The following is a 19,604-nucleotide window of genomic DNA, read 5'->3' as shown; positions in this document are numbered from 1 at the left end:
TTTGCGGAAGTAGTTCAGTGGTAGAACATCACCTTGCCATGGTGGGGGTCGCGAGTTCGAATCTCGTCTTCCGCTTATTGAAAAATAAGCACAATTAATAAAAAGGATTGAAAACAGAATATGTTTTCAGTCCTTTTATTTTTGGACGAAAGTTTAAATTAGTTGAAGATGTTATACAAAAGTATCAAGAGCGCGGTTTCTGACTAAATCAGTTTTTTTTTATACATGCTCATCTTTTTGAAATGAGAGATTGCAAGTTTAATCCGAACACTTCAATACACAATCCCTAAACGTCTCAATGGCCGTGTTCCAGCCAAGTATTTTTAATGGTCGATTATTGATCAATTCTAATGATTCCAGCAACTCATCTTCAGAAACACTGTTGAAGTCTGTTTTCTTTGGAAAGAACCAACGTAGTTTTCGATTGAAGTACTCATTAGTTCCACGTTCCCATGGTGAATATGGATGACAGAAATAGACTGGAAGATTGTAATAATCGGCCAAGTCGTTGAATCCTGAGAACTCTTTTCCATGATCCACTGTTATAGATTTAATGTTTTCACCAAAGATTGATTTCATCTTTTTTATCGCTGAATTCATTGATTCCTTAGTACGATCATTGATCTTAATCGCCCAGACGAATCTTGTCTTACGTTCTACAAACGTTGCTAAGCAAGCCTTTGATTGTCCACGTGAAGATAGGACAGTATCAGCTTCCCAATGTCCAAAGGTCTTACGAGTATTAATTTCTTCGGGTCTCGTCTCTATGGTTTCATCAACTTTGAAAGTCCCACGTGTCTCATGTTTATGCTTTTTACGACGAGATTTATCTGGTAATAGTTCTGAATCAAAATCGATCAACCTCTGATAAATCCAGTTGTAGATGGATTTAAAACACAGGTTTAATTCACTAGCTATTTGTTCAGGTGACCAAGTTAGCTCAAGGTGTTGCTTAATCAGAATGGCATTATCCTTTGACAGTATTGATTGTCTTCCGCAATGGCGCCTCATTTTATCAGCGTGCTCTTGTGCCAGAACAGGGTCATACGGATTGACACGGCTGAGTTCATTACTAATTGTAGATTTGGACAACTTCATCCTTCTTGCAATTTCATTGTGAGAATTACCATCTTTTAATAATTGATATATGGCTCCGCGCTCAAACTGTGATAAAGTAGATATGCTCATAGTAAATGTCTTCTTTCTGGTCTGTTTAGTCGCTAACCATTGTAGAACATTTACTATGGGTTTTTGTATTTTATTTAGGTGTTCGGATTAATCTTACAATTCAACAAATTAAATACTATTTCTTAAAGTGCAAACGAATAAAAAAGGACGTGCAATCAATGGCCAACACCAAAAAAACTAAACATCAGATTAATGATGATCTAGGTGGAGACAGGAAATCGATTTGCCCTCAGTACTGAATTTTGAGTTGGTCGGGGAACTGTCCCGACCTACCTCAAAGGCCGAGTTTGAAGACACTGCGTTTTTTGCAGTGGCTCCAAATCGTGCCCAGTACGTTCCAGGGCAAAAAATCGATTTCCTGTCGGAACCGGCAGTGAACATCCAAACTAAATGTTTAGTAGAACCCATCAAGCTCAATCGCTTTACAAATAATGTAAAAAACTTTAATATAAATATCCTTAAACATTTAGGGACAGAATTATAAGGTCTGATTTTAATAATAATTTTTTAAGTTTATTAATGGCACAGGCCACCGTTCTTGTTAGAATAAGAGTAACCACATAAATATATTTCTAATCTAATTTGTGTGAAATATTCCGTAACAATGTTATTGTTTCATTAGATTTAAACGAATAGATGTTTAGGAGATCCGTGATAAAAAGGTGATAATTAGGTGGTTGATATTTATTGCTTGCAATTCTATTAAACAGAATTATACTTTCATCACAGATAAATTAATAAGTCGAGGTAACGAATATGGATAAAGTGTTTACCGAAAGCGCGAAAAACGCACTTGTCTTGGCTCAAGAGCAGGCTAAGACATTTCATCATAATGCTGTTGGAACAGAGCATATCTTGCTTGGCTTAACCATGGAAAATGATGGTATTGCCGGTATTACTTTGCGCGACCTAGCTGTAAGTGACCGAGACGTTCAAGAAGAAATTGAACATCTTACAGGTTATGGAGACACATCAGCAAACGCAGCAAGTGGAATTTACCTCCCTTATTCACCAAAAGGACAGCAAATCCTTTCTAGTTCAGAAAATGTTTCAAACCAATATAGCTCAAGCCGAATTGGAACAGAACACATCCTTCTTGCAATTTTGGATGATTCTGATAATTTAGCAAATCGTATTTTGACTAATCTCGGATTGAGTTTGACTAAAACAAAGAATTTACTTCTTAGTAAAATGGGAATGACAAATAAGACTTCACGTCGTGGAGTTGGAATGAATCAGAAGAAGAAGACTGCACAAGCGGGAACTCCTACTCTTGATGGTCTCGCTCGTAATTTGACGCAATTAGCAGCTGATAATCGTGTAGATCCTGTTGTTGGTCGTTCTAAAGAAGTTGAGAGAACTATCCAAATTCTTAGTCGTCGTACAAAGAACAATCCTGTATTAGTTGGTGAGCCAGGTGTTGGTAAGACTGCTATTGTGGAAGGACTTGCTGAGGCAATTGTTGCCAAAACTGTCCCTGCTGATATGCAGAATAAACGTATCATGATGCTAGATATGGGTTCATTAGTTGCCGGTACTAAGTATCGTGGTGAGTTTGAGGACCGTCTGAAGAAAATTATTGAAGAAATTTATGCTGATAAGCATGTCATTCTATTTATTGATGAGTTACACACATTGATTGGTGCCGGTGGTGCTGAAGGTGCTATTGATGCATCTAACATTTTGAAACCTGCTTTAGCTCGTGGAGAATTGCAATTAATTGGTGCAACAACATCAAACGAATATCAAAAATACATTGAAAAAGATACTGCTTTGGAGCGTCGTTTTGCCAAAGTTTATGTTGAAGAACCTACAGCTGAAGAATCAATCCAGATTCTCGATGGTTTACGTCCACGCTATGAACAACATCATGGACTAACAATTTCTGATGCTGCTGTTACTGCAGCTGTTAGACTTTCAACAAGATACTTGACGAACCGATTCTTACCAGATAAGGCCATCGATTTAATTGATGAGGCTTCTGCAAAGGTTCGTATCCACAATTCTGAACACAATAACAAGCTAGAAGAGTTGAACTCTCAATCGCTTGAGTTAATTGATGAAAAGAATGCCGCAATTCTGAACCAAGATTTCGGAAAAGCTGCGCAAATTCGTGAAAAAGAACAAGATATTCAAGAGAAGATTGAAGAGTACAAGCAGGCTGAAGAAAGTGGCAAGGCCAAAAAGCCAGTTGTCACTGAAGAAGACATTGCTGAGATCATTGCTGACTGGACAGGTGTTCCAGTTAAACAAATCACTCGTAAAGAGAGTGAACGTCTGTTGAATCTTGAAAAAGAGTTACACAAACGTGTTGTTGGCCAAGAAGATGCAATTGGTGCTGTTTCAAGAGCTATTCGTCGTGCTAGAAGTGGTATGAAGGATCCTGACCGTCCAATTGGTTCATTTATGTTCCTTGGACCTACTGGTGTTGGTAAGACTGAACTTGCTAAATCAATTGCTGAAGTAATGTTTGGATCAGAAGATAACTTGATCCGTGTTGATATGTCTGAGTACATGGAACAATACAGTACTTCCAAGTTGATTGGTTCAGCTCCTGGTTATGTAGGATTTGATGAAGGTGGACAACTAACTGAGAAAGTTAGAAATGAACCTTATTCAGTAATCCTGCTTGATGAAGTTGAAAAGGCTCATCCAGATGTGTTTAACATTTTGCTCCAGGTTTTGGATGATGGTATCTTAACTGATGCTAAAGGCCGCAAGGTTGATTTCAGAAACACAATTATCATTATGACTTCTAACTTAGGTGCACGTTCGCTTGATGAAGATAAGTCAGTTGGTTTTGGTGCGAAAGATGCCAGAAATGACTACAAGGAAATGCAATCACGTATTAACGAAGAGTTGAAGAAGTTCTTCAGACCAGAATTCTTGAATCGTATTGACGAAACAATCGTCTTTAAGTCTCTTAACAAAGAGCAACTTAAGGCAATCGCTAAGATCATGAGTAACAATCTTAGAAAGAGACTTGCAGAAAGAGAAATTCAATTATCAATTTCTCCATCCGCATATGATGACTTGGTTAAAGATGGTTACAATCCAGAGTATGGTGCTCGTCCTATGAGAAGAACAATCCAACGTGAAATTGAAGATCCAGTAAGTGAATTGTTATTGATGAATAACATTTCAGAGGGCGACACGATTAAGGTTGGTTCGAAGAAGGGCAAGCTTGATATTTCTGTAACTAAAGGCGAAAAGAAACCTGCTTCAAAAAATAATAAAAAGAAATTGAACGATAATAAAAAAGGCGCCAAAGTCTAACGAAAAATTAATGCTTAAGCATTGACAAAACGTATATAGGCTAGTAATATGGCAAATGAGATTTAAAGTTCAAAACGCAAACTACGATCTATTGTCCGTAGTGATGCCGTATAGAAAAAGCAAAGATAGAATTTAGTTTCTATTTTTGGTTTTTTTTTGCCCTAAATCAGGTAAATAAACCGTTTGCATACAATTTGTAACACAATTGTAATATTTCTTACGGCTACATTTTGAACAAAAATAAATGTTGAGGTGAAGAATTTGACTTTTCATAACGTAAATTATGGTGCACACCGTGTTCGTCGTAGTTATGCCAAGATCAAGGAAGTACTTCCACTACCAAATCTAATTGACATTCAAAAAAACTCATATAACTGGTTCTTAGACGAAGGTCTAAAAGATATGTTTGATGATGTTATGCCAATCGATGATTTTGCTGGAAACCTTTCTTTGGAATATGTTGACTACAAGCTTTTAGAAGAGAAATACACTGTTGAAGAAGCTAGACAACATGATGCCAACTACTCAGCTCCATTACATGTTACCTTGAAATTGACTAACCATGAAACTGGTGAAATCAAGACTCAAGACGTGTTCTTTGGTGATTTCCCAATAATGACAGACCAAGGTACTTTCATTATTAATGGTGCTGAACGTGTTATCGTTTCTCAATTAGTTCGTTCTCCTGGTATCTACTATAATGCTGATACTGATAAGAACGGCCGTGAGACATTTGGTACAACTGTTATCCCTAACCGTGGTGCTTGGTTGGAATATGAAACAGATGCTAAAGGTCTTGGTTATGTAAGAATCGATAGAACAAGAAAACTTTTGATTTCAGAACTAGTGCGTGCACTTGGTTTTGGTTCAGATGCTGAAATTCTTGATATCTTCGGTGAAAATGACACATTGAACCGTACTCTTGAAAAAGATGTACATAAAGATACTTCTGATTCACGTGTTGAAGAAGCCTTGAATGACATCTATGAAAGATTACGTCCTGGTGAACCTAAGACTGCTGATAGTTCTCGTTCATTGCTCTATGCTAGATTCTTTGACCCACGTAGATACGATTTAGCTGCTGTTGGTCGTTACAAGATCAATAAGAAGTTAAATCTTAAAACACGTTTGTTGAATCAAACATTGGCTGAAACATTAGCTGATCCTGATACAGGTGAAGTTGTTTTGGCTAAAGATACAGTTATCGACCGTGATGCTATGAGCAAATTGAGCCCATATCTTGACCGCGACGATTTCAAGACAACTACTGTTCAACCATCTGATGAGGGTGCACAAACAGATCCTGTTACTCTACAAATCATCAAAGTTTATTCACAAGAAGATAACGAAAAGGTTGTTAATATTATCGGTAACGGTCATATTGATGAACACAACCGTACAATTCAAGTTGCTGATATCTTAGCTGGACTTAATTACTTCTTGAACCTTAAAGAGGGAATTGGTTCAACAGATGATATTGATCACTTGGGTAACCGTCGTATTCGTTCAGTCGGTGAATTACTTCAAAACCAATTCCGTATTGGTTTATCACGTATGGAACGTGTTGTACGTGAAAGAATGTCAATTCAAGACTCATCAACTGTTACACCTCAACAATTGATCAACATTAGACCAGTTGTTGCCTCAATCAAGGAATTCTTTGGTTCATCACAACTATCACAGTTCATGGATCAGACTAATCCACTTGGTGAGCTAGAACACAAGCGTCGTCTATCAGCTCTTGGACCTGGTGGTTTGACTCGTGATCGTGCCGGATATGAAGTTCGTGATGTTCACTATACTCACTATGGCCGTATGTGTCCTATTGAAACTCCTGAAGGTCCTAATATCGGACTTATTAACAACTTGGCCAGTTACGCTATTGTTAATAAATATGGTTTCATCGAAACACCATATCGTCGTGTTTCATGGGATACTCACAAAGTTACTGATAAGATCGATTACTTAACAGCTGACGAAGAAGATAACTACATCGTTGCTCAGGCTAATACTCATTTAACTGACGATGGATCATTTGCTGAAGATACAATTTTGGCTCGTCATCAAGATGACAATATCGAAACAACAGCCGAAAAGGTCGATTACATGGATGTTTCACCTAGACAAGTTGTCTCTGTTGCTACTGCATGTATTCCTTTCTTGGAAAATGATGATTCAAACCGTGCCTTAATGGGTGCCAACATGCAACGTCAAGCTGTTCCTTTAATTAATCCACACGCACCACTTGTTGGTACAAGTATGGAATATATTGCTGCTCACGATTCTGGTGCTGCCTTGCTTGCTGATCACGCCGGAACTATTCAATATGTTGATGCTAAGAAGATCACTATTGAACGCAGTGATGATGGAACAATTGATGAATATAAAGTAACAAAATTCCGTCGTTCAAATAATGGTAAGAGTTACAACCAAAGACCTATCGTTCGTAAGGGTGAAGAAGTTAAGGCTGGCGACATTATTGCTGATGGTCCTGCCATGGAAGGTGGAGAATTGGCCCTTGGTCAAAACCCACTTATCGCTTTCATGACATGGAATATGTATAACTATGAAGATGCTATTGTTCTTTCAGAAAAATTAGTCCGTGAAGATGCATATACTTCAATTCATATTGAAGAGTATGAATCAGAAGCACGTGATACAAAACTTGGACCTGAAGAAATCACTCGTGAGATTCCTAATGTCGGAGAAGAATCACTAAAAGATCTTGATGAATTTGGTGTTATCCGTATTGGTGCTGAAGTACGTGACGGTGACATTCTTGTTGGTAAAGTTACACCTAAGGGTGTTACTGAATTATCAGCTGAGGAACGTTTACTACACGCAATCTTTGGTGAAAAAGCTCGTGAAGTTCGTGATACTTCACTTCGTGTACCACATGGTGGTGGCGGAATTATCCAAGATGTTAAAGTATTTACACGTGAAGCCGGCGATGAATTGAATCCTGGTGTAAACATGATGGTTCGTGTTTATATTGCACAAAAACGTAAGATTCAAGTTGGTGACAAGATGTCTGGTCGTCATGGTAACAAAGGTACTGTTTCAATCGTTGTACCTCAAGAAGATATGCCATACATGCCAGACGGTACACCAGTTGATATTCTTTTGAACCCAATGGGTGTTCCATCACGTATGAATATTGGACAAGTACTTGATCTTCACTTAGGTATGGCTGCTAGAAAACTTGGTATCCACGTTGCTACACCTGTTTTCGATGGTGTTAGTGATGATGAATTATGGGACATCGTTAAAGAAGCCGATATGGATTCAGATGCTAAGTCAATTCTTTATGATGGACGTACTGGTGAACCATTTAAGAACCGTGTTGCCGTTGGTGTTATGTACTACATGAAACTAGCTCACATGGTTGATGATAAATTGCACGCTCGTTCAATCGGACCTTACTCACTAGTTACTCAACAACCACTTGGTGGTAAAGCACAATTTGGTGGTCAGAGATTTGGTGAAATGGAAGTTTGGGCTTTGGAAGCTTATGGTGCCGCTTATACACTTCAAGAAATCTTGACATACAAGTCTGATGATATCGTTGGACGTGTTAAGACATATGAAGCTATCGTTAAGGGTGAAAGTATTCCTAAGCCAGGAGTTCCTGAATCATTCCGTGTTCTTGTTAAAGAATTACAAGCTCTTGGACTTGATATGAAGGTTCTTGATAGCAGTAAAAAAGAAATTGAACTTAGAGATATGGATGATGATGACGATACTGTAAGTATTGATGCACTATCTAAATTTGCTAAGCAACAAGAACAAAAACGTGCTGAAGAAGAAGCTAAAAAGTTGGAAGCAGAAGATAACCAATCATCTGTTCAAACTAACAATTCAACAAGTACAAAATCAGAATAATAGTCAAAATTTAGCATGTTAGGGAGGTTACCTTTTGATAGACGTTAATAAATTCGAAAGTATGCAAATTGGTTTGGCTTCTCCAGATAAGATCCGTAGTTGGTCTTATGGTGAAGTTAAGAAACCCGAAACAATCAACTACCGTACTTTGAAACCAGAAAAAGATGGTCTATTCGATGAAAGAATTTTTGGACCAACTAAAGACTGGGAATGTGCCTGTGGTAAGTACAAACGTATCCGTTATAAGGGTATTGTTTGTGATCGCTGTGGTGTTGAAGTTACACGTTCAAAAGTTCGTCGTGAACGCATGGCTCATATCGAATTAGCAGCTCCAGTTACACATATCTGGTACTTCAAGGGAATTCCATCACGTATGGGACTCGTTTTGGACATGAGCCCAAGAAACCTTGAAGAAGTTATTTACTTTGCTTCATACGTAGTTATTGATCCAGGTGAAGGTACAGACCTAGAAACAAAACAACTACTTACAGAATCTGAATACCGTAAGAAGCGAGAAGAATTTGGTAACAAGTTTGTTGCTAAAATGGGTGCTGAAGGTATTAGAGAATTGCTCAGCCAAGTTGATATGGCTGCAGAAGTTAAAGACTTACGTGAAGTTCTACATACTGCACAAGGTCAAAAACGTACACGTGCTATCAGACGTTTGGATATTTTAAGTGCTTTCCAAAAATCTGGTAACAAACCAGAATGGATGGTAATGGATGCTATTCCCGTTATCCCACCTGATTTACGACCAATGGTTCAACTTGAAGGTGGACGTTTTGCCACATCTGACTTGAACGATTTATACCGTCGTGTAATTAACCGTAACAACCGTTTGAAGAGATTGTTGGACTTAAATGCTCCTAACATCATCGTTCAAAATGAAAAGAGAATGTTGCAAGAGGCTGTTGATGCCTTGATCGATAATGGTCGTCGTGGCCGTCCAGTTACTGGACCAGGTAACAGACCATTGAAGTCACTTTCACATATGCTTAAAGGTAAGCAAGGACGTTTCCGTCAAAACTTACTTGGTAAACGTGTTGACTACTCAGGTCGTTCAGTTATCGATGTTGGTCCTACATTGAAGTTCTATCAATGTGGACTTCCTCGTGAAATGGCTTTGGAATTATTCAAGCCTTTCGTAATGCATGAATTAGTTAAACGTGAGATTGCATCAAACGTTAAAAATGCTAGAAGAAAAATTGATCGTCAAGATGACGACATTTGGGATGTTCTTGAAGATGTAATTAAAGAACGTCCAGTATTACTTAACCGTGCACCTACACTTCACAGACTTGGTATCCAAGCCTTTGAACCTGTATTGGTTGATGGTAAGTCAATTCGTCTTCACCCACTTGCTTGTGAAGCTTATAATGCCGATTTTGATGGTGATCAGATGGCTGTCCATGTGCCACTATCAGACGAAGCTCAAGCTGAAGCACGTATGTTGATGCTAGCTGCTCACCATATTCTTGCTCCTAAAGATGGTAAACCTATCGTTACACCATCACAGGATGTTGTTTTGGGTAACTACTACTTAACAATTGAAACAAGACATATGGCTGGTGAAGGTAAGATCTTTAAGGATCTTAACGAAATTAAAATTGCTTTGTTAAATGGTGATGTTCATTACCATACAAGAATTGGTATTTCTGTTGAATCAATGCCAAAGAAACCTTTCAAAGAAGATCAACGTAACAAGATTATGATTACCAGTGTTGGTAAGGCAATCTTTAACGAAATTCTTCCAGAAGATTTCCCATACTTAAACGAACCTACTGATGACAACCTTATCAATGGTGTTCCCGATAAGTACTTCTTAGGTAAGGGTGAAAACATTGAAGACCGTTTGGACGAAATGGAACTTATCGATCCACTTAAGAGTGGTTATTTAAGTGATATCATCGCTCAAATCTTCAAAGTTTACCGTGTTCAAAGAACATCAGAACTGCTTGATGATATGAAGGAATTAGGTTACACAATCTGTACTTATTCTGGATTAACTGTTGGTGTTACTGATGTTCCTAATTTAACTGAAAAACCACAAATCATCGATAAGGCCCACAAACAAGTTGCTTCAATTTCTAAGCAATTCCGTCGTGGTTTGATTACTGATGAAGAACGACACGATCGTGTTATTAGTGTTTGGAACGAAACTAAGGATGATATTCAACAAAGATTGATTGATTCCTTCGATCCAACAAATCCTATTAACTTGATGTCTGACTCTGGTGCCCGTGGTAATATCTCAAACTTTACACAGCTTGCAGGTATGCGTGGACTTATGGCTGCTCCTAATGGTGGTATGATGGAAATCCCTGTTATTTCTAACTTCCGTGAAGGCCTATCTGTTTTGGAAATGTTCATGTCAACTCACGGTGCCCGTAAAGGTATGACTGATACTGCGTTGAAGACAGCTAACTCAGGTTACTTGACTCGTCGTCTAGTTGATGTTGCACAAGATGTTATTGTCCGTGAAGAAGATTGTGGTACTGATCGTGGTCTAGAAGTCAGCTCAATTGTTGAAGGTACAGACATGATCGAACCATTGTATGACCGTCTAGTTGGTCGTTATACTCAAAAGACAGTTAAAGATCCTGCTACAGGTGACGTAATTGTTCCTCGTGGTGTAATGATGGATGAGGATATGGCTCAAAAGATTGTTGACGCTGGTGTTGAAACAGTTACAATTCGTTCAGCATTTACATGTAACACAAAACATGGTGTATGTAAGAAGTGTTACGGTCGTAACCTTGCTACTGGTGAAGAAGTTGAAATTGGTGAAGCAGTTGGTACTGTTGCTGCTCAATCAATCGGTGAACCCGGTACACAACTAACAATGCGTAACTTCCATACTGGTGGTGTTGCTGGTGGTGACGATATTACACAAGGACTTCCTCGTGTTCAAGAAATCGTTGAAGCTAGAAACCCCAAAGGTCTTGCAATTATTTCTGAGGTTGATGGTACTATTACAGCAATCGACGAAAACCCTGCAGAACATACAAAGGAAATTACTGTTGAAGGTAATATCGATAACAGAACTTACAGTGTTCCTTATACATCAAGTGTTGCCGTTGCCGAAGGTGACGTCATTACACGTGGTAGTAAGTTAACACAAGGTTCAATCGATCCTAAGGAATTAATCAAGATTACAAACGTTCAAACAACAGAAAACTATCTACTTGCTGAAGTTCAAAAAGTTTACCGTATGCAAGGTGTTGATATTTCTGATAAGCATTTCGAGGTTATGATCAGACAAATGCTTCGTAAAGTACGTGTTCTTGATCCAGGTGATACAGATGTATTACCAGGTGAATTAATGGATATTTCACAATTCACAGATCACAACCGTGATACTTTGATTAAAGGTGGAATTCCAGCAACAGGTCGTCCTGTATTGCTTGGTATTACTAAAGCCTCACTTGAAACAAACAGTTTCTTGTCAGCTGCATCATTCCAGGAAACAACAAGAGTTCTTACTGACGCTTCAATTCGTGGTAAGAATGATCCACTTCTTGGACTTAAAGAGAATGTTATTATTGGTAAACTTATTCCTGCCGGTACTGGTATGGCTAAGTATAACCACATGGAACCTAAGAAAACTGGTCCTATGGCTGCAAACTCTTTAAATGGGGCTTACACAATTTCTGACATCGAAGAGCAAATGAAAGCTGAAGATGCCAAAAAACAAGAGGAACGTAATAAGTAATTAAATTAATAAGTTGGTATGATTAAAATCATATCAACTTATTTTTTTGTCCAAATTTGTTAGAATGTAGTCAAACAGCGTTTGTAAATGCTGAGGAGGATTGACTATGTTTCAAAAAAAGACCTTGAATTATCAAGATAATAACTTTGATTTAGATACATACTTTTTGGATCCAATTAGTGATTTTGATCAAGAAATAAAAGATCCGCTCGCAATCATTATTCCGGGTGGTGCCTTCAAATTTCACTCTGATCGTGAAGCTCAACCGATTGCTATGAATTTTGCAGCGGCGGGCGTTCATTCAGTGGTTTTTCACTATCAGTTGTTAAAAGATGATAAATCGGTCTTTCCACTAGCATTACAAGAATTGGCCACAACATTAAACTGGATAAAAACTCAAGCATCATCACATCAAATTGATTTGGACAAAATATTATTGGTAGGATTTTCAGCTGGTGGAAATATTATTGCCAACTTCAATTCTTTGATGACAAATAAAGATACGCAAAGAAAGATTTTTCCAGATGATATTGAAGTGATGCCTTATGCCAATATAATGGGGTATTCCGTGGTCGATATGACAATTGGTTGGCCACCTACAATGGATGATGTTAAAAAAATTAGTCCCGATGATAAATTTTGGAAGCCGGAGGAAAGTTTAACTGAGTCAGGAAGGCCAACATTTATGTGGCAAACAATTACTGATCAAACAGTACCGGTAAAGAATTCGCTACTCTATGCTAATAAAATGGAAGAGTTGAATATTCCGTTTGAATTGCATCTATTCTCAAGTGGCCCTCATGGCATGTCATTAGCCACCTATCAAGTTCAAAAACCAGGTGGGGACCATTACTTGAATCACCAAGCATCAAAGTGGTGGGAACTATGCCTTAACTGGTTGAAACAAATTAATGTTTTACCAACTAATTAATTAAAAGATCAAATAGATGAGTCCTGTCGAGATTGTAAGATAAGGGATGAATCTAAATGATCTTTTTTTCTTTAGTAAGAAGGTTAGAAGACACAATAAACAAGCTAAAATAACGATTAACAAAATTTTTTCAAATCCAAGTAGGAATGTTAGCAAGGTAATGACTTCAACATCTCCAAGTCCAATTCCGAACCCAAAATATTCAAGTAGGTAGAGCGTTCCCCAAACTGCCAGTCCAGCAATGACGAATAGTGTATGAGTGTGGAGTAAAAAGCAAGGTACTACAAGCAAGTAATAAACTGGCAAGATATATCCATGGAAAATATCCATGAATGAAAAAAGTATCAACATAACAAATATTGGTATGACGAAGTATATATCTTTCTCAAGCGGGAGAATTGCTAATAAAAATAGCCCACCAAGTAGCTCACTGACTGGATATAAGATCGGAATTTTATAATGACACCAAATGCACTTACCAAATGTCATTAAATAGCCTAGAATAGGAATAGTGTGATTCCACGATAGTTGCCTTTTACAGTTGTCACAACAAGAACGTCTTAGACAAAACACGTTGCTGTTGGGGATTTCATAAGCCATAACTGTCAAGAATGAAACTATACTTGCTCCAGTAAAAAATAGTATCGAATATAAAATTATTTCCATCATGCATCACCTCATAGAGATATTACGCAATTACTTCAGATTTTTTCCACAAAGTCTTAAAAAGTAGCGTTGACAGTGCCCGAGATGGATGTTATTCTAATAGACGTGCTTTTATTGGCAGCAAGGACAATTTGTTTATAAATATAAGCTCAAAAGGTACGCCACTCATGTGGTTTATTATTTTTCCAAAATTGTGAACCACCTGGATGTGTGTACTTAAAATTTTTAGGAGGAACTTTGAATGCCTACAATTAACCAATTAGTACGTAAAGGCCGTAAGTCACAAACATCAAAGTCTGATGCACCTGCATTGAACTTCGGCTACAACAGTATGAAGAAAATAGCTACAAAGAATCCAGCACCCCAAAAACGTGGTGTTGCAACTCGTGTCGGAACAATGACACCTAAGAAACCTAACTCAGCCCTACGTAAGTATGCCCGTGTTAGATTATCAAACCTTATCGAAGTAACAGCATATATTCCTGGTATCGGACACAACTTGCAAGAGCATAGTGTTGTTCTTGTCCGTGGTGGACGTGTAAAGGATCTACCTGGTGTACGTTATCACGTTGTTCGAGGTGCTCTTGATACAGCCGGTGTTGACGGACGTATGCAAAGCCGTTCAAAATACGGTGCTAAGAAACCTAAGAAATAATTAGTAAAGAATATTAACGGAGGAATTTAATATGCCAAGAAAAGGTAGCGCTCCAAAACGCGATGTTTTGCCTGATCCAATGTATAACTCAAAATTAGTAACACGATTAATTAACCACTTGATGTATGACGGTAAAAGAGGTACTGCCTCAACAATTCTTTATCGCTCATTTGACATCATTAAGGATAAGACTGGTAACGAACCATTGGACGTGTTTGAAGAAGCAATGAACAATGTTATGCCAGTTCTAGAAGTTAAGGCTCGCCGTATCGGTGGTTCTAACTACCAAATTCCTATTGAAGTACGTCCAGATCGTCGTACAACTTTAGGTTTACGCTGGATTGTTAGCTATGCTCGTTTACGTGGTGAACACACAATGGACGAAAGACTAGCAAACGAAATCATGGATGCAGCAAACAATACTGGTGCTGCTGTTAAGAAACGTGAAGATACACATAAGATGGCTGATGCCAACCGTGCCTTCGCCCATTATCGTTGGTAGAATTCAGTAAACTGAGAGGAGATAAGATTTTTAATGGCTAATAAACGTGAATTTCCACTAGAAGAAACTCGTAATATCGGTATCATGGCTCATATTGATGCTGGTAAGACAACAACTACAGAACGTATCTTGTACTATACTGGTAAAATCCACAAGATTGGTGAAACTCATGATGGAGCTTCACAAATGGACTGGATGGCCCAAGAACAAGAACGTGGTATTACTATTACATCTGCTGCTACAACAGCTGAATGGAAAGGTAACCGTATCAATATCATTGATACCCCAGGACACGTTGACTTCACTATCGAAGTTGAACGTTCATTACGTGTGCTAGATGGTGCCATTACTGTTCTTGATGCTCAATCAGGTGTTGAACCACAAACTGAAAATGTTTGGCGTCAAGCTTCAACATATAGTGTTCCTCGTATCGTCTTTGTTAACAAGATGGATAAAATCGGTGCTAACTTTGACTATTCTGTAGAGACACTTCACGAAAGATTAGATGCTAATGCTCATGCTATCCAAATGCCTATTGGTGCTGAAGATAACTTCGAAGGTGTTATTGATTTAATCGAAATGAAAGCTGATCTTTATGATGAAGATGAGTTAGGTACAAAATGGGATACAGTTGATGTTCCTGATGACTACGTTGAAGAAGCAAAGAAGAAACGTTCTGAATTAGTTGAAGCTGTTGCTGACGTTGATGATGACATCATGGAGAAATACCTTGATGGTGCTGAAATCAGTAACGACGAACTACGTAAGGCTATCAGAACTGCTACTATCAATTTGAAATTCTTCCCTGTACTTGCAGGTTCTGCCTTCAAGAACAAGGGTGTTCAAATGTTGATGGATGCTGTTGTTGATTATCTTCCATCACCTCTTGATGTTCGTCCTTACAATGCTACAAATCCTAAGGATGATAGCCAAGTTGAATTGAAAGCTGATGACAGCAAACCATTTGCTGGTCTTGCTTTCAAGATTGCTACTGACCCATTCGTTGGACGTCTAACATACATTCGTGTATATAGAGGTTCACTAGAATCAGGTTCATACGTTCTTAACGCTACAAAAGACAAGCGTGAACGTGTTGGTCGTTTGCTACAAATGCATTCTAACCACCGTAAGGAAATCCCAGAAGTGTTCTCAGGTGATATCGCTGCCGTTATCGGATTGAAGAATACTACAACAGGTGACTCACTTACAGATCCTGACGAACCATTAATTCTTGAATCATTGGATATTCCAGATCCAGTTATCCAAGTTTCTATCGAACCTGATTCAAAGGAAGATAGAGATAAGATGGATATTGCTATCCAAAAACTTTCAGAAGAAGATCCTACTTTCCAAGCTGAAACAAACCCTGAAACTGGTGAAACATTGATTGCCGGAATGGGAGAACTTCACTTGGACATCATGGTTGACCGTATGAAACGTGAGTTCAAGGTTGCATGTAAAGTTGGTGAGCCACAAGTTGCTTACCGTGAAACATTTACTAAGTCAACACAAGCTCAAGGTAAATTCGTTCGTCAATCTGGTGGTAAAGGTCAATATGGTGACGTTTGGGTTGAATTTACACCAAATGAAGAAGGAAAAGGCTTCGAATTCGAAGATGCCATCGTCGGTGGTGTTGTTCCTCGTGAATACATTCCTTCAGTTGAACAAGGTTTGAAAGAATCAATGGAAAACGGTGTTCTTGCTGGATACCCATTGATCGATGTTAAGGCTAAGTTATATGATGGTTCATATCACGAAGTCGATTCATCTGAAGCAGCCTTCAAGATTGCTGCTTCAATTGCCTTACGTAACGCTGCTAAGAATGCTGGTGCTGTAATTCTTGAACCTATTATGAAGGTTGAAATTGTTACACCAGAAGATTACTTAGGTGATGTTATGGGACAAGTTACAGCTCGTCGTGGACGTGTTGAAGGTATGGAAGCACGTGGTAATGCACAATTGATTAACTCGTTTGTTCCACTTTCAGAAATGTTCGGATATGCTACAACTCTTCGTTCAGCAACACAAGGTCGTGGTACTTTCACAATGACATTTGATCATTACGAGAAAGTTCCTAAGTCAATTCAAAAAGAAATTATTGAAAAGAACGGCGGAAAAGCTGAAGATTAAGCCAAATAAAAAGATTCAAGGGACAATGTCCTTTGAATCTTTTTTTTGTGTACTAGTATAAATGGAATTTCATCTTAGTTTGCCGGATTGAAGTTTGATGTATTAGATACAAACCGATGATAATGAATACCGCGGACTCCACAAGTGAGAATAGAAAATCCACTGGCGAAACTTTTCCGGACATTAGTTGAGTTGATGTCGTTAAAAAGACTAAAGTATCAATCAGCGCATGAAATATTACCACTAGATAGAACATATCTGTATAAACATAAATACCAGCCAAATACAAACCAAATGAAAATGCGAATATCATTTGAATTAAGGTGTTACCTAAGCTTTGACCAGCAAGAGCGTTCATTCCATGTAGTAATCCAAATAGCAAACTGCTGATCAAGGTGGCAAAATAAAACTTGTTTCTACTATTATAAAAGATATTCAATACAATCGTAAGAACCGCAAATCTAAATACCAGTTCCTCGGCGATACCAGCTTCTAGACCACCAAAAATATTGAGAGGTGTAATACGAATATTGTTAAAATTGAAATGAAAGAATGATTGGATAATATTTCTGTTTCCAGAAAAAGCATTCCACATCGCAAACCAAAGTGTAAATATACTGATACTTAGTGTTACCCAGCAATTAGCATTTTTATTGAATTGAGACTTTGGGAATCCATAGCCCCATTTGTACATCATAATAAAAATCATGATAGAAAAGATTATCGCTCCGATGAAAATGGAATCAATCATCGTTGATATAAAATCATTGCCGGAAATAGTTGTTGATTCTACGATCAAATCCAGTGCTGAAGATGCCGTGTATACAAATGAGAATATAGCTACAATGATTTGCATGACTTTCGATTTTACCGGCGTAAGTAGTACGAATGTATAAGGGATATACATGAGAAAAGAATAGACGATAAGTAAAAACAACATTATCGGGTTGTTCCAGTCTGATACACCATTTGTCATTCTAATGATGAATGAAAAACTAAGTGGGATTAAGGATGCTTGTGTAATTATTTGGATGACGCGGTTAGAATTTTGCCACAACGTATTGTGATTACGAGGAACGATAAATAGTCCGAGAATATTAAAGATGATTAAGAAGTAATAGGCAGTATTTTTCGGTTCTACTGCGTAAAGAATTATTACGATAGAATTGAATATTAGTTGAGTGTAATAAAGTCGATAGAATAATGGGGTTTGTCGTTTCATGTGGACCTCTCCTGATTGAATAATTAATTTCAGTATCGCATAAAGACAGTTGAGTAGTTAAAAACTTGATTTACTTAATAAAAAGCCTAAAAGTAGGTATATCAATTTGTCACACAATTGTAATTAGATATCATCGAAAAAGATTGTATAATACCCAATGAACGATTTTTTAACTGTGTCGATTAAAAAATTATTTTGTATTAATTTTGAAAATAATTGCACAAAAGATTGCACCTGATTTTTGAGAGCTAACCATCAAAAATCCCTTGATAATGCTTTGGAAATCGTGTATTATAAGAAAAGTGCTTATTTCGCAAGAGAAGTATGCGCCTATAGGTATTTAATAAATATCGACGGCATAGAAGTGAGAGGTTGCGACACGCCCGGCCGCTTTGCCACGGCAGAGCTGTTGGATATTTTCACGGAGCCGGTCATCTTGAAAGAGACAAAAAGGAGGTAACCCCATGGCAAGTCAAAAGATTCGCATTCGTTTAAAAGCTTACGAACATCGTATTCTAGATCAATCAGCTGACAAAATTGTGGAAACAGCAAAGAGAACTGGTGCTGAAATTTCAGGTCCAATTCCTTTACCAACAGAACGTTCACTATATACAGTGTTGAGTTCACCACATAAGCATAAAGACGCTAGAGAGCAATTCGAAATGCGTACACATAAAAGACTTATTGACATCGTTAATCCATCACCTAAAACAGTTGATTCATTAATGAAGTTAGATCTACCATCAGGTGTAGACATCGAAATCAAATTATAATTACAAAAAATAAATTATTGGAGGTGCAAACATGGCCAGAAAAGTAATCCTTGGTAAGAAAATTGGGATGACTCAAATTTTCACTGAAAATGGTGAATTAGTTCCTGTTACAGTTGTTGAAGCAACACCAAACGTTGTTACACAAGTGAAAACAGTTGAATCTGACGGTTATGAAGCTATTCAACTTGGCTTTGAAGATCGTCGTGAAGTTCTAACTAACAAACCTGCCAAAGGTCATGCAGAAAAGGCAAACACAACTCCTAAACACTACACTCGCGAATTCCGCGATGTTGAAATGGGAGATTATGAATTAGGTGGAGAAGTTTCAGTAGACACATTTAATTCAGGTGATATTGTCGACGTTACAGGTACAACAAAGGGACATGGTATGCAAGGTAACATTAAGAGATTCGGTCAAGCTAGAGGTCCAGAAACACATGGTTCTAGATATCACCGTATCCCTGGTTCAATGGGTGCCATCATTAACCGTGTATTTAAAGGTAAGATGCTTCCCGGACGTATGGGTAACAATCGTGTGACAACACAAAACCTAGCAATTGTTAAAGTTGATGCAGAGAACAACGCAATCATGATCAAGGGTAATGTCCCTGGAGCAAACAATTCACTAGTTAAAATCCAAACAGCTGTTAAAGCTAATACAAAATAG

12 protein-coding genes and 1 tRNA gene are annotated in these 19,604 nt (G+C 37.9%); 10 read left to right on the top strand and 3 right to left on the bottom strand.

The features are described from left to right. The first annotated feature begins 3 nt into the window (after positions 1-3). Positions 4-75, top strand: a tRNA-Gly gene (locus tag ABM34_RS05510). A 183-nt stretch (positions 76-258) separates the two neighbouring features. Here the strand turns inward: ABM34_RS05510 and ABM34_RS05505 are convergent. Continuing rightward, entirely contained in the window at positions 259-1,188 is a 930-nt protein-coding gene (locus tag ABM34_RS05505; protein ID WP_048704104.1) for an IS30 family transposase, read from the bottom strand. Positions 1,189-1,944: 756 nt separating this feature from the next. Here ABM34_RS05505 and ABM34_RS05495 point away from each other — a divergent pair. From ABM34_RS05495 to ABM34_RS05480, 4 genes are all read left to right on the top strand, one after another. Continuing rightward, the gene (locus ABM34_RS05495) at positions 1,945-4,464 is read left to right on the top strand and encodes an ATP-dependent Clp protease ATP-binding subunit (protein WP_048704101.1); all 2,520 of its coding nucleotides are present in this window, start codon (positions 1,945-1,947) and stop codon (positions 4,462-4,464) included. A 261-nt stretch (positions 4,465-4,725) separates the two neighbouring features. Next, positions 4,726-8,346, top strand: coding sequence for a DNA-directed RNA polymerase subunit beta (gene rpoB, locus ABM34_RS05490; RefSeq protein ID WP_048704100.1), 3,621 nt, complete (start codon positions 4,726-4,728; stop codon positions 8,344-8,346). A 34-nt stretch (positions 8,347-8,380) separates the two neighbouring features. Beyond that, a complete protein-coding gene (rpoC, locus tag ABM34_RS05485) occupies positions 8,381-12,058 on the top strand; it encodes a DNA-directed RNA polymerase subunit beta' (protein ID WP_048704098.1) in 3,678 nt (1,225 codons plus the stop codon). A 106-nt stretch (positions 12,059-12,164) separates the two neighbouring features. After that, entirely contained in the window at positions 12,165-12,989 is an 825-nt protein-coding gene (locus tag ABM34_RS05480; RefSeq protein ID WP_048704097.1) for an alpha/beta hydrolase, read from the top strand. Here ABM34_RS05480 and ABM34_RS05475 read toward each other — a convergent pair whose 3' ends face one another. After that, positions 12,990-13,658, bottom strand: a complete 669-nt coding sequence (locus ABM34_RS05475; RefSeq protein WP_048704095.1) for a prepilin peptidase — start codon at positions 13,656-13,658, stop codon at positions 12,990-12,992. A gap of 238 nt (positions 13,659-13,896) precedes the next feature. On the opposite strand from ABM34_RS05475, the gene rpsL reads away from it, so the two are divergent. Genes rpsL through fusA form a run of 3 tightly spaced genes read left to right on the top strand, consistent with a single transcriptional unit; the run spans position 13,897 to position 16,942 of the window. Beyond that, positions 13,897-14,310 carry a 30S ribosomal protein S12 gene (gene rpsL, locus ABM34_RS05470; protein ID WP_048704093.1) on the top strand — a complete coding sequence of 138 codons (414 nt, stop codon included), beginning with the start codon at positions 13,897-13,899 and terminating at the stop codon, positions 14,308-14,310. Between the two features lie 31 nt (positions 14,311-14,341). Next, entirely contained in the window at positions 14,342-14,812 is a 471-nt protein-coding gene (gene rpsG / locus ABM34_RS05465) for a 30S ribosomal protein S7 (protein WP_048704091.1), read from the top strand. Positions 14,813-14,845: 33 nt separating this feature from the next. Further along, positions 14,846-16,942 (top strand): elongation factor G, encoded by a 2,097-nt coding sequence (gene fusA, locus ABM34_RS05460; protein WP_048704090.1) that lies wholly within the window; start codon positions 14,846-14,848, stop codon positions 16,940-16,942. A 52-nt stretch (positions 16,943-16,994) separates the two neighbouring features. Here fusA and ABM34_RS05455 read toward each other — a convergent pair whose 3' ends face one another. Next, positions 16,995-18,164 carry a CPBP family intramembrane glutamic endopeptidase gene (locus ABM34_RS05455; RefSeq protein WP_048704088.1) on the bottom strand — a complete coding sequence of 390 codons (1,170 nt, stop codon included), beginning with the start codon at positions 18,162-18,164 and terminating at the stop codon, positions 16,995-16,997. Between the two features lie 464 nt (positions 18,165-18,628). Between ABM34_RS05455 and rpsJ the strand changes: the two genes are divergently transcribed. Next, positions 18,629-18,937, top strand: coding sequence for a 30S ribosomal protein S10 (rpsJ, locus tag ABM34_RS05450; RefSeq protein WP_048704087.1), 309 nt, complete (start codon positions 18,629-18,631; stop codon positions 18,935-18,937). A gap of 31 nt (positions 18,938-18,968) precedes the next feature. Beyond that, a complete protein-coding gene (gene rplC / locus ABM34_RS05445) occupies positions 18,969-19,604 on the top strand; it encodes a 50S ribosomal protein L3 (RefSeq protein WP_048704085.1) in 636 nt (211 codons plus the stop codon).

It is taken from the genome of Companilactobacillus ginsenosidimutans, assembly GCF_001050475.1.
Taxonomy (GTDB): domain Bacteria; phylum Bacillota; class Bacilli; order Lactobacillales; family Lactobacillaceae; genus Companilactobacillus; species Companilactobacillus ginsenosidimutans.
Note: the sequence above shows the minus strand (reverse complement) of the source record. Positions and strands in the feature narration are given on the sequence as shown.

What these genes read in the sequence shown, in the direction of transcription:
- ABM34_RS05505 (WP_048704104.1), bottom strand. Translation starts at nt 1,188, where the DNA reads ATGAGCATATCTACTTTATCACAGTTTGAGCGCGGAGCCATATATCAA.
- ABM34_RS05495 (WP_048704101.1), top strand. Translation starts at nt 1,945, where the DNA reads ATGGATAAAGTGTTTACCGAAAGCGCGAAAAACGCACTTGTCTTGGCT.
- ABM34_RS05480 (WP_048704097.1), top strand. Translation starts at nt 12,165, where the DNA reads ATGTTTCAAAAAAAGACCTTGAATTATCAAGATAATAACTTTGATTTA.
- ABM34_RS05475 (WP_048704095.1), bottom strand. Translation starts at nt 13,658, where the DNA reads ATGATGGAAATAATTTTATATTCGATACTATTTTTTACTGGAGCAAGT.
- rpsL (WP_048704093.1), top strand. Translation starts at nt 13,897, where the DNA reads ATGCCTACAATTAACCAATTAGTACGTAAAGGCCGTAAGTCACAAACA.
- rpsG (WP_048704091.1), top strand. Translation starts at nt 14,342, where the DNA reads ATGCCAAGAAAAGGTAGCGCTCCAAAACGCGATGTTTTGCCTGATCCA.
- fusA (WP_048704090.1), top strand. Translation starts at nt 14,846, where the DNA reads ATGGCTAATAAACGTGAATTTCCACTAGAAGAAACTCGTAATATCGGT.
- ABM34_RS05455 (WP_048704088.1), bottom strand. Translation starts at nt 18,164, where the DNA reads ATGAAACGACAAACCCCATTATTCTATCGACTTTATTACACTCAACTA.
- rpsJ (WP_048704087.1), top strand. Translation starts at nt 18,629, where the DNA reads ATGGCAAGTCAAAAGATTCGCATTCGTTTAAAAGCTTACGAACATCGT.
- rplC (WP_048704085.1), top strand. Translation starts at nt 18,969, where the DNA reads ATGGCCAGAAAAGTAATCCTTGGTAAGAAAATTGGGATGACTCAAATT.